The sequence below is a fragment of the Neobacillus drentensis genome (assembly GCF_036962125.1).
Classification (GTDB): Bacteria; Bacillota; Bacilli; order Bacillales; family Cytobacillaceae; genus Neobacillus; species Neobacillus drentensis_B.
Window position 1 is genome coordinate 92,764 of sequence record NZ_JBALOA010000001.1, and the last position, 12,984, is coordinate 105,747.

The 12,984-nt window shown below is 33.3% G+C and carries 9 protein-coding genes; 3 read left to right on the plus strand and 6 right to left on the minus strand.

All coding sequences use genetic code 11. The features are described from left to right. Positions 1-21: 21 nt before the first annotated feature. The 4 genes from V7121_RS00435 to V7121_RS00450 form a co-directional block, all read right to left on the minus strand. Positions 22-2,889 carry a TrlF family AAA-like ATPase gene (locus V7121_RS00435; RefSeq protein WP_335545350.1) on the minus strand — a complete coding sequence of 956 codons (2,868 nt, stop codon included), beginning with the start codon at positions 2,887-2,889 and terminating at the stop codon, positions 22-24. A 14-nt stretch (positions 2,890-2,903) separates the two neighbouring features. Then, positions 2,904-3,047, minus strand: a complete 144-nt coding sequence (locus V7121_RS00440; RefSeq protein ID WP_335545352.1) for a hypothetical protein — start codon at positions 3,045-3,047, stop codon at positions 2,904-2,906. 438 nt (positions 3,048-3,485) lie between these two features. Next, a complete protein-coding gene (locus V7121_RS00445; protein WP_335545354.1) occupies positions 3,486-5,492 on the minus strand; it encodes a hypothetical protein in 2,007 nt (668 codons plus the stop codon). A 598-nt stretch (positions 5,493-6,090) separates the two neighbouring features. Further along, complete coding sequence (locus V7121_RS00450) at positions 6,091-6,348, minus strand: histidine phosphatase family protein (RefSeq protein ID WP_335545355.1); 258 nt, start codon at positions 6,346-6,348, stop codon at positions 6,091-6,093. Between the two features lie 321 nt (positions 6,349-6,669). Here V7121_RS00450 and V7121_RS00455 point away from each other — a divergent pair, with 321 nt between their 5' ends. Further along, entirely contained in the window at positions 6,670-8,505 is a 1,836-nt protein-coding gene (locus tag V7121_RS00455; RefSeq protein ID WP_335545357.1) for an AAA family ATPase, read from the plus strand. Positions 8,506-8,794: 289 nt separating this feature from the next. Here V7121_RS00455 and V7121_RS00460 read toward each other — a convergent pair whose 3' ends face one another. Next, entirely contained in the window at positions 8,795-9,322 is a 528-nt protein-coding gene (locus V7121_RS00460) for a hypothetical protein (protein WP_335545359.1), read from the minus strand. A 57-nt stretch (positions 9,323-9,379) separates the two neighbouring features. Further along, positions 9,380-10,555 carry a helicase-related protein gene (locus V7121_RS00465; protein ID WP_335545361.1) on the minus strand — a complete coding sequence of 392 codons (1,176 nt, stop codon included), beginning with the start codon at positions 10,553-10,555 and terminating at the stop codon, positions 9,380-9,382. Positions 10,556-10,959: 404 nt separating this feature from the next. Here V7121_RS00465 and V7121_RS00470 point away from each other — a divergent pair, with 404 nt between their 5' ends. Both V7121_RS00470 and V7121_RS00475 read left to right on the plus strand, forming a co-directional pair. Further along, on the plus strand, positions 10,960-11,313 hold the full coding sequence (locus V7121_RS00470) for a recombinase family protein (RefSeq protein ID WP_335545363.1): 354 nt from the start codon (positions 10,960-10,962) through the stop codon (positions 11,311-11,313). Then, positions 11,300-12,925 (plus strand): recombinase family protein, encoded by a 1,626-nt coding sequence (locus V7121_RS00475; protein WP_335545365.1) that lies wholly within the window; start codon positions 11,300-11,302, stop codon positions 12,923-12,925. Before V7121_RS00470 ends, V7121_RS00475 begins: the two co-directional genes overlap by 14 nt. Positions 12,926-12,984 lie beyond the last annotated feature (59 nt).

The following is a 12,984-nucleotide window of genomic DNA, read 5'->3' on the forward strand; positions in this document are numbered from 1 at the left end:
ACTTTACCTCGATTTTTGTAATTAACTACTTTTCACAAAGTATTTTGAACTTCTGTTATCAAACGCTGGCCAAGTTCCTTCAAGTATATCAACAATTTTCTTGTTTATTTCATCATTTTCGATAGCGCCAGTGATGTACGAAATCTTATTATTTTCTATCTTGTTCATATGAGAATATATTATCTGCTCAGAATCACAAACTGTTGCTAAATTGGGATTATGAGTAACTATTATTATTTGCCTTCTAAGTTTGGCCTCTTTAATACATGGTACTAACAATTCATAAACTGATTGATTATCCAAATTCTCCTCAGGCTGATCAATTATTAATGGCTTATCATCCTTGTCGACCAATAAGTAAAACATTAGTAATAAAGATCCTTTTTCACCTGGAGAAAGTTGTTCTAAATCCTTGTTTCCTAGTTTAAGTTCATATATTGGAGCTAAATATTCCAACGAGAATATCAAGTTATACAAGTCTAACGTCGTTGTTTCTTTTTTGAATAATGATTCTAAATCAACCATTGATCCATTTCTCTGGTCAATTTTAAGACTACTTATTATCTCATCAATAAAACCAATCACATCTTCGACACTATTGAAATTATACTTTAGTATAATATCATTTAATCTTTGATTTCCTTCTACAGCGCCATGAAATGTTCCACGAGTATGAGCCACTAACTTAAAAAATTGATTATTGAAGTTTTGAATTAGAATGGAAGCTTCAAAATTAAGCTCATAATTTTCTTTAACCAACTTATGTTCCTTGATAGAATTTTGAACAGGTTCATAAAGTTTTTTATAAACATCGGTTATTTTTTGAATATGTTTAAATATTAACTTAACAAGTTCTATTCTTTGATTTTCCATTTCCAATAACTCTTCTGGAATAGCATTCTCAATTTCCAATAAATGTTTATTATAGTACTCTAAACTTCCTATAATATCAGTTGTACCAATTATTAATTTTCTTTTTTCCTCCCACTCTTCTATGTTTTTAAGGTATTCTTGGTACAATTTATTGGGAAAATCAAGTTTTGCGTCTAGTTCAATAGTTTTAACATTAATTTGTTGTAATTGATCTTCTATTCCTTTATCTCCTATTAGTTGATCCTGGATATCTCTTATCTTTTTCTGGGTTTCAATTAAGTATTCATTTAATTTATTTTTATTTATACTAACATTAAGAATATCTTCTAATTTAAAATTGATGACTTCAAGATCTTTTATGCTTTCATTTTTGAATTTATCAAATAATAGAGATAAATTGTCAATTCGAGTGATCAATTTCTTAGCAGATTCAACCTCATTTTTTCTAGTTAACAGTTCATTTTCTAATAAAGTCTTATTTTCTGATAATTGATCTTTTTGTTTGCGCAACTTTTTTATTTCATTATCAATTTGGTTTGATTCCTCGGATATGTTAGAGTCCTCTTCTGGTTTCTCTACAATTATTGGTTTAATTTTATTATGAGTTTCAAGTTCGTTTTGTTTTTCTTTTAGCTTTTCTTGGATATTAGTTTTATAGTCTAGACTTATTAATTTTTCATGATTAACAATTTTTTCATTTATTTTAGTAACCTTATCTCTATATATAGTTATAGTATCTTGAAGTTCTTTAGTTTTATATTCAATTAATTCATCTAATGTAGAATAACCATGTTTATCTGCATTATCTACATGTGAATAAATAACCTTCTTTAACTCACTATCAAAGTTTTTATTACTATTTGTTTCATTACATATAGATTCTATAAATCTTTGCGGTAAATATTTTACTCTTTCTACTTTTTTTATATCTATTGTTTCTGAAAGCTTTTTCGTGATTTCTTCACCACTTGCCCATTTTAGTGTTGCTTCAAAATTATTTGACTTGTTACTTTTTGGATTTTTAAATTTTTCCTTATTTAAAAATTCAAAGGTTCCGTGATGACTGTTGCCCAATAGGCCAATAATATCTGCTAATGCACTTTTGCCATTCCCTTTATTTCCAATAATAGAGATTAACCCTGGGTTCAGATTAATTTTCTTATTATCCGCCCAAAATTCATCTGGTAATGAACTATTACTTTTACATATTTCAATAGAATCAATGTATTTTGTCTTCTTAGTTCCATAGTTTTTGATTTGCTCAGGTTTAAAACCTATCTTAACTCTTTCAAACGGTTCTCTTATTACTTGTAATAAACCAGAAAATGAAAGATCCGATTTAATCCACAAGTCACTTTTTATTTTATAATCCATAATATTGTGATTGTCACTACTAATAATAATTGGGAAATCTTTTTTCAAATGAGGAAATACTATTTCTATATATTCCTTAATATCTTTCTCTTGTCCAACCTCAAATATATCAATATAGCCTACTGCAAGATCTTTTTTTAATGCTTGTTTAAATTTTTGAACATTACTAATTGATTCTATTCCATTCTCCTTACTACCAGCATGAACCGTTATTATTCCTCCAAGTTCATGTATTACCTTAGACGATTCTTTAAAATCGCTATATACAAAATCGTTTCCAATTTTCTTTACATCTTTTGGAACAATTTTTAATGGAACTTGTAATTTTGTCCAAAGTGTTTTTAAATCTGCAGTTTCAGGGAATATTCCTATAAAGTGTACTGATTCACTCCCACCATATTCAGACCTTAACTCTATGCCAGGAAAGACCACAATACCTTCTTTTTGCCCTAATCTTTGTAATTCAGCTATCCTATCTATATCCATTACATGATGGTCAGTAATTGCAACAGCAGATATTCCAGCTAATTTTAGGTTATTTATTATATCCTGATTACTAACGCCCTTGTTCTTATAGTCATAGGAACTAGGTGTATGGAAGTGTAGATCCCATTTTCGCCAAATAGACCCTCTATTCTCCATTTTTGTTACTCCTTTCATTCTTGAGAAATAATTACATTATATAACATTATATTACATTTTTCTTCAAATGGGAAAAACCGCTCATAATTGCTGTTACGAGCCATGTTTTTACCACCCTTGCCATCTTTTGTACCACTCTTTGACAAAGAATTCACCATCCGTTGACATCCCATCTATCGCTTATGTCACTACCACAAAACAGAATCAAGATTGAGACAAAGGGTTACGGTAGAACACTGCTTTACCTCTGTCTGACTATTTACTACGCAAAAAGACCGAAGGTCTTTCATGATCTTCGGTCAGTCTTTCGTGTGATTGGTCTCGTTTTTTCTTGCTTTTTCTCCCGCATTCGGAAAACTTTTTTATGACTTGCAAAAGGTTAATTATGAATGCGGTTTATTGCGAGGCTACAACTTCAATTCCAAACCCGTCACGACTTCTATATGGCTAGAATGTATGTGACAACACAAGAGTGCTGGTGGGTTTATTATAAAGGCTAGTGTTCAACTCTCACTAGCAATTTTAACAAACCGTAATTAGTAAAAAAACATCACTCGTAGCAACCAGTGATGTTTATCGATAAAAAGTAGCAAACACTATCCCGCTACAAAAAACTTCCTAGTAGCAATTTCAACGCCTTCAATCAATTCAGACTCGTCTATCTTCGAACGTTGTCTAATTATTTGTTCTACTGTATCTTCCACTATTTTTTCTCTTGCATATCTGCGACTGCCTAAATCGTTGCTTGCTTTATACATATCTTTTAATTTAGATTCCAAAGACTTATTAAACACGAATTCTTGAATTTCAGTAAATTCAGCATCCGTCAAACTAATTGACATTACTATATCAATAAACTCTTCTTTTAATTGAGCGAACATTTCAATTCTGTCATCTTGAATGAAGTGGTCAAGGACTTTCTTAGAACCAATTGTTCCAGCAATTCCACCAGCAACTCCGGCAACTGCACCCACTACAGTACCGACAACTTTTCCCGCACCAGGAATTTTAGAGCCTAACAAAGCGCCCGCACCTGCACTTGCACCAATTGCTGCCAGAAAACCACCTCCTGCCACTAGAGTGTTCTTTAATAACTGTTGACTTGAAATTCTTCCTGTCAGGGAATTGAAGATATTAGGCACCATAACTATACCGAATGAAATAACCATACCGGAATGTTTAGCCACTGTTTCCGCCATGATTTTCTTACCCGTTTGTGAAGCGATCCTAGCAGTCATAATTTTTGCAATCTGCTGCGAACCCGCATAAACTACCGTTCCCATTACTAAAGTTTTAACTCCAGCTTTTGCTGCCATAACAGCAGCATCTTTTGTTTCAGCACCAGACCATTTTGCTTGTGCGAACAAAATAGCAAAACTTATACCTGCAACTGGCAAGGTTTGAACAACTCCGTCAAGTGCATCGTATTTTAATGAAGTAAGATTGCCACCCTTAGCAATCAGTTTAGATTCAGTCCAAGTAACATGTCCTTTTCTAATTATCTTGTATGCATCTTTTGGATTTGAATGTCCTGGAACCTTCCCATCAGCTATTTTCCTTTTCATTAGCTCAATCGCTTCATTATATTGTTCCTTAGGAACTTCTAGTTGCATACCGCCATATCTGTATTCTCCTCCATCAGCTTTTGACTTAAACGCAAAGTTTACAGAGTTTTTCGCGCTAGATAAATATTTTGTTTGAATTTTTGTTGAACCAACAACACGATCAGCACCATCCTTGGCATTGTCTTGCCCTACTCTTTGTACTTTCAAAAACGGATGCTTAACTTTGTCCATTAAATCATTAGCATATTCAGCAGCAAATCCATGTCCTTGAGGATTGTTAACAACCCCATTTAAAACTTCCCCATGAAAGTGTGGATCAACGTTAGCAAAAACCGCCCCCATAGCACCTATTGATTGCGCAATAACACCTGGTGTCATCAAGTCCTTTTCATATTTATCAAAATCAGCTTGCATTTTTTCTTTGATGAAGCCTGTTTCAATATCATTTGTATATCCAGTATTAATAAGCGAGGTGATAGTTAGCACTAAAGCTTGAGCGTATTGTTCATTACCATCAACGTGAAGATTTTGAATCTTCCTTCTGGAATAGTAGAACTTAATTACCTTTTGTTCTGGAATATACTTAACTTTCCAAAGACCTGCAAATGGTAAGACTTTTAAAATTGTTATACTTTTTTCCTTTTTCCCTTTTTTCTTATCCGTCTCAACTGCTTGATAGCTTGCAAAAATCCCCTCTTGAGTTAGTAAGATACCATACTCTTTAAATTCCAGTTCTTCAATGCTTCTGATTGGGGAGTATCCGTAAAATTCAAGATCGTCGGCATCAATAATTTTCCTGAGAGTAGAATTACTATTTACAAACCATTTTGCACGACCGTAAGGTAGTTTTTCTCCAGAAAGAGAAAAAGACTGATGGGCAATATTATTGAGGTTCTCACGAACAACATCAGAATCATAATTGTGAATACCCTCAATTTTCTTTTTCCATCTTCTAAACTGAATTTCAGTTATTATCTTTTCATAATTTATTGCACCAACAACTGCTAATGCAATAAGTCCTATTATTACTATTGACATATCAACACCTCTAGAGCAAAGAATAATATATTCTATCTTTATACATTCAATAAAAAGAGAACGAACTCCTCTATTCGGACTCCGTTCTTAAATCATATTATGCCGTGCATTCAAATAAACTACCTATCCTTTTTTACACTCCTCAAACCCGCATTCTACCGTTCGCCGTTAAAATAAAGTGCACTCTTTTCCACGCTTTTTCCCCAGTTTTTCATAAAAACGACCACGTTATTCGGGCTTTTTTCCGAGTTAAATATAGATTTCCCCCTCCGCTTTTTTCACGAAGTTTATTTAATAGGAAAATTTCTATTTTTTAGTTACATGCTAACTGCAGCCAAGCGACCGCCTCATTACATCATGCCGGCAGTAGGTTGCTAGAGAGTACTATTATTCACATTGAGTGCAAAAAGTGCGGTGAATTAACCTTTTGAATGTTCTAGGCGCTCTTGTTTCCATAGTCTCTTTAAATCAACTAAATTATATTCATTATCAATTGTTAGTTTGTATATATCCGGTTTTGTAGTTTTGTACCAAAACTCAAAATCATACTTTTCATCAACATATTTAAGTGTGCAAGTCATGATATTACCAAGTATCCCTATGGCCACTCTTTTTCCCTTATATTTGAAACAACATCTCTTAACCCATTTATCCCACATTCTTGAACTTCGCTATTGGATTCCCCACCGGGATATTTAAGTGCTGCTAAATCTCTTTCTCTAAAACGTGTATCTAATTCTATTGCCTTATGAATATTCTTTGATAAACCTTCTACTGTCTGTCTTGCTCTTACATATAAACTAGAAACAATGTGTTCAATGTTCTCTTTTACAAGTATTTCGATAACCCTTTCCACATTACGCAACCTTTTTCAGATAACTCTCTCGTTTTTCTAATGTGAAAACAGAATGAGCGTGTCTAACAAGATATATCTCAGTATCCATCTATCCACCTCTTAATTCCTAACTATCAACATTTTAGATGTGATATATTCCTAAACATATAGTGTTGAGACTATTTTATATGAAACCTATTTCCAAATTATCATGATAATATCGTAAAGTATTTTTTGTTTCTTTTCCAATTCATTAGGGCCGAATTAGGAAATTTGAAGGAAATTGTAGGTAGTTGTCGAATTATCTAAAATAAATAAATTAATGGGAAAGGGAGCAACATTATGAAATTAAAAAGTATTAAAATTAAAAACTTCAGAGGATTTAGCGATGAAAGAACTATTAACTTTGAGAATCTAACCGCCTTTATTGGTAAAAATGATGCAGGTAAGTCTACCGTATTAGAAGCTCTTGAAATATTCTTTAATAATAGTATCGTAACTTGTGAAAGGGAAGACCTAAGTATAAATTCTGTTGGAGATACCATTGAAATTACTTGTATTTTTAATAATCTACCAGACATTATAACTCTCGATAGTTCTTCTCCAACTAATTTAGCAAATGAATTTCTTCTTAATCCACAAGGTGATTTAGAAATCAAGAAATGTTTTAAAGCCACTTCTTCTAAGCCTAAACCAACTACTTTTATAGTATGTAACCACCCAAGTGTACAAGGGTACCATAACTTATTAGATTTGAAAAACACAGATTTAAAAGCATTAGCCCGTAGGCTTAATTTGCCATCTGATATTTATCAAGCAAACTCAAATCCAAGTATTCGCGCTGCTATCTGGCATAGTATTGATAATCTCCAGCTAGAGCTGACTGATCTTCAAGTTGATAAGGAGAACGCAAAGAAAATATACGATTCACTAGAGAAATACCTCCCGATATATGCTTTATTTCAATCAGACCGACCTAGTAAGGATGATGACAAGGAAGTTACTGACCCAATGAAACTAGCCGTACAACAAGCATTACTGGAATTGAACGCTGAATTAGAAAGAATAAAAGAAGAAGTAAAGCAAAAGGCAATTAGTACCGCTGAAAGAACTCTAGAAAAACTTAAAGAGATGGACAGCGAACTTGCTTCCTCATTAATACCTGAATTCAAAACCGAACCAAAATTCGATTCACTTTTTAAGTTATCTATTAACTCCGATGATAATATTCCTATAAACAAGCGTGGGAGCGGTGTTCGTAGACTGATTTTACTCAACTTCTTTAGAGCTGAGGTTGAGCGTAAGTTAAGCGAAAGTAGTTCACAAAGTGTTATTTACGCATTTGAGGAACCGGAGACATCACAACATCCTAAACATCAAGAAATTCTAATGCAGGCATTTATGGATTTAGCTTATAACACCAATTCTCAAGTTATTTTAACAACCCATACTCCTGCTCTTGGTAGTCTACTTCCACTAGAGAGTTTAAGATTTATTACCAAGGATAATGGAAATAGAGTTGTAAAATGTGGAGAGGAAAGTGTGTTTAAGGAAATAGTTGACACTTTAGGGATCTTACCTGATCCTATTACTTTAAACACTAAAGCATTATTACTTCTTGAAGGACAAGGAGATGTAGTCTTTATAAGACACCTATGTGAAAAGCTTAAAGAAGGTGGAGTCATACCATACACTTTAAATGAAGCAGGATTTGCATTAGTACCAACAGGAGGCTGTGGTAACTTAAAAGCATGGTCAACCTTAAAATTAGCTGAACAATTTGAAATTCCTTGGTGTGTTCTATTAGACTCTGATTTAGGAACTCCAGAAGCAATTAAGAATACTGAGACAAAAGAGGAATTAGAACGACAAGGTATAAAGATATACTTAACGCGTAAACGAGAGCCAGAGAATTACCTACATAATGATTGCTTCTCAAGTTATGGGCTAAGCATCAACTTCTCTGACACAGAGGATGCAAAAGTGACAATTAACCAACACACAAGAATAAGTAAAACAAAAGCATTAGAGCATTTTTGGCCAATGATGACTTTTGAAAACATTAGACAATCTGAAAGATATCTTACGGAAAGTGGAGAAGAGAAATTTGAATTTACGGAAATGATTCTAGACTTCCTAACACTAGTTAATGAAAGATCAGTTGTTACATCACATTAATTTCTTTCTGTAAGCATTTAAGGCAGTTTAAGAAAACATAAGATTACAATCTTTACTAGTAGATAATTGAAAACTATTTGAACAATACAAAGCTAGCGTTCTATAAATCAAGTACCTTTATAAATATAAAGCAGATGAAAAGACCATCTGCTTTATATTTTATGGATTAGTTCTTTTATCAAGTTTTGTTAAACAGTTTTGCATCTATATTCTTTGTAAAAAAATCTCGACATAGAAATTAATACACCCCAGATGAATCTGTGTATATGGTACTTTACAATTTTATATATTATAATATGTTCAGTTTTATTTCCTCAATAATGTCCTCGTGAATTACATATACATATGTCTTGTTGATAATATTATTCAAGTCCTCTAGGTGGGATTCACTAATTAAAAAGTCTTGCTTATCAGTTAAGATGATAAACCGTTCTTCACCATTAAAACGTTCACTATAAAAATCAACTAATCCTAAGTTATCGTACATGGTTATTAGCTTACGACCATTTGCTTTCTCATGGGCTGCAACTAAATTGTAATAATCAGATGCTATAACACGATAGGATGAACCATTAGGAATTAATTCAAACTGAGCTATCTTTTTAGGTGGCTGTAGAATAATTGTTAGCTGCTTATTTAAAGTATCTATCCGCTTTTTCTTCTGTTCTTCAATATCTATTAGCTGCGCATTCATTTGATTGATAAGTGCTGAATTTTTATTGTCTAGATTATCAGATTGATATTGTAAAAGACGATCATATACCTCATTATATTGTTGCTGAAATGTCTCCACCAAGTAATCATGCATTCGATTCAACTGACTAGTTCGCTTTTTCTCTAGTAGGTTCTTTTCCGCGATTGCTATTTGTAAAATTTATTTCTGCAAAATGTGTTGTTCTATGAATGGTAATTCCGTTACAGTATCCGAGAAATTCTCAAGTGCCAACCAATATAAGTTTAATTTTATAACAGACCCATCCTTACGTTTTGCGATAAACAGCAGTTGATTCTTCAATTCCTTTCCAATACCATCTTTATATACTAGACGATACAAATCAACTTCTAAATGCTCCGGGACGTTATACGTAAATAAATAACGTTTGAATACAAACTGATCGTTTGTTTTATGAAGTATTTTTTTTGCTAAAGAATATAAAGGATAGGATTTTGTTACATATTGAATGTCTTCATTACTTTCTTCAACAAATCCTGTATAACGATACGAATCAGTTAAACTAGTTTCTTTGGCAAATTGATCACGAAGAAGTTTTGGGAATCGCTCAATTCGTTTAATACGATTTTCTTGACTACTGAATACTTTTACATTGGATTCCGCAAATGCATAATCCATAAGATCTACGTACATTCGATTTGGCACTCGGTTAATTTTAATATCGATTTGTGAGCTTTTCATTACATTAATATCTACAGTATCCGTATCAAATTGCATTTTGTTCATTGTTTGTAATAACTCTTTATGTTCTTCGCTTATCCCTTTATCCATTTTTGAGATTACTTCATCTAATTTTTCACGGGTTAAAATGGCTTCTTTCATTAACTCCGCTAGATTGATATCACCCTCAAGTAATTCTCCCATAAAGTTATAGACTAAATCATTTCCTAAATCCTCTTTCATTGTTTCTAACTTAGCAAGTAAACGAGTCATAACGTAACCTTCACGCGTATTGGCCGCTACAAGATTAAATACAAATACTTCATTTTTTTGTCCAATACGATGAATCCGGCCCATTCGTTGCTCTAAACGATTAGGATTCCACGGGATATCATAGTTAATCATCTGATTACAGAACTGTAGGTTAATAGATTCTCCACCTGCATCTGTTGCTAGCATGATTTGAGCTTTTTGACGGAATAAATCGACCTGCTTTCTTCGTTCGTCCATCGAATAACTACCGATAATCTTTGCTATTTGCCCAACCCTTGTCGAAAGCTTTTCCTCCAAGTATTTAAGTGTATCAACAGATTCAGTAAAGATTAAGATCTTCTCTCCTGTATAGATAAGCCCTTCTTTTGAGGCTATTTTAACCACTAGCTTCTCAAGATTATCAAGAAATAGGAAGCTGCTTAATAAACTTAGTGAAAAATGCGAGATTAATGGAATTCAAATCATTACATTGGAAGAACCACGAACTTATGCGAGGTAATCAGTTAAATAAAGGAGGTAAATTAAATTGTTTCATTCACTATTTAGACCTAGACCTTTCAGACCTATAATTTATATTAGGGTAGCTTCTAAATCTCAATTAACACCTAAGCATTCAAACTTACAAAATGAACAGATTCTACCAAATGTAATGATCGGAAATACACCCTATATCTTGCCTAAACAACTTATGAAACCTATTTACGAATATAAAAGTCATTCTAATGCTCATAGTGTTTTGATGACTATCACTGATACATCACATATTGAATTAAAGGAGCTTAAATAGTATGAAACTGGTCTCAAGTAAAAATAATCAAACTGTGTTTTATATTCGTTCAAATGACCGGGAATCCTTAAACTCCCAGAATTTAAAAGGCGAAAAATATGCTAGACAAAATTCTCTTTCATTTAGTTTCATTGTGGATGCTAAGACATCTGGCTTAAAACCATTTAGTGAACGTCCAGGCATGCGAAAAATCCTCCAAATGGTGGAAGACGGAATAGTTGAAACTGTTATTGTAGATTCTCTCAACAGAATTAGTCGAGATGTAGAGCAGCTTCTCTACTTCATCGAATTCTTAAGTAAATACCACACTAAATTAGTTCTTCTTGATGGAGGTTTTAAAAATGCTTGCAAATAGAACTAACATTGTTGAGCATGATCTCATTAACAAAAACTGCATCAATGTAATAAACCCACAGAAGGTTGTTAATAATGTAAAACAGGTAAACACTGCTACATCTCAAATTACTCATGAAGGAATTGATGTAAGTATGAGATGTGCAATATATATTCGAGTTTCGACAGACAAAGAAGAGCAAAAAGCTTTGTTAAAATATCAGCAAGAACTGTTTTTCAGATATGTTCAGGAGCAAGGTTGGGACATTTTCCATATTTATATTGATGTTCAAAGTGGGACAACTGCAAAAAGAAAAAATCTTCAAAAGATGATTCAAGATGCCGAAGAAAAAAAGTTTGATGTAATCTTAGCTAAAGAACTTTCCCGCCTTGCACGCAATGGTGAATTATCCTACAAAATCAAGAACCTTTGCGAAACTAAAGGAGTCCATATCATTACTTTAGATAATGCGATTAATACTCTAACCGGTAACACGAACATGTTCGGCCTGTACGCGTGGATGTATGAACAGGAGTCACAAAACACTAGTAATCGGGTAAAAGAGACATTACGAACTAGAGCAAAAAAAGGACTTTATAAAGGATCCAACGCCCCGTTTGGTTATGAAGTTAAAGAAGGAAAACTCTATATTAGGGATGATAACACACCAAACATTGTTAAGAGGATTTTTGAGGAGTACTTGGCTGGAAGTGGTCGTGATAGTATCGCAAAGCGATTATACAATGAGGGCATCCCTACACCTGCTGATGTAGCTGGCAAAAAGAATGCAAGTGATAAATGGAATGACTCAACAATTAAGCTTATTCTTACCAACCCTCACTACGTAGGTGACTTAGTACAGAATCGTTCAACTACAGTAAGTGTGACAAGTAAAAAGAGGAAAAAGGTTGAATCAGAAAAACAAATAATTGTTAGCGAAGCTCATGAAGCAATAATTCCACGCGATATGTTTGATGCCGTTCAGCAGCAAATGAAGATTAGAACAAAGTATATTACAGCTCCTAAGAAGCACCTATTTACCAACATCCTTTTTTGCAGAGACTGCGGTACAGGAATGTGGTATAGGAGTAATCGAGAAGGATATATTTGCGGAAGCTATGCCCGATATGGTAAAAAGGCTTGCAGTAATCATGTCATTCGAGAGGACTTACTCAAAATTACAGTTCTAACTGACATCCAAGAGTTATTGAAACAAATTGATAAAGAGCAGTATTTAAAGAAGCTAGAAGCTCAATCAAAAAAATCGAAGCAAAGCCTTCAAAAACAACTTGAGCAAATAGACAAGCAACTCGAGATCATTAAGGGCCGAAAAAGAAAATACATCAATTTGTTAGCCGAAGAGATCATTACTCAAGAGGAATACCGTGAAAATGTAGAAGCTAATAATATTGAAATTAACGAGTTAGCGAAAAAGAAGAACGAACTTTTAACAGCAATGGAAAGTGAACAAACGGCGGATAACATCGAGAAGTTAAAACAAGAATTGCTTCAATTTTTAAACTTTGAAGAATTAACACCCGAGATCTTACATCGATTAATCAATCGAATTGAAGTAACCGCTGATGGAATTCCTGTCATTCATTATCGCTTTTCAGCTCCAATAATGGAATAAATTGCAGCAGAATCCCCTATTTGGGGTCTGCTGCTTCTTTTAAAACTATCTGCGAGACG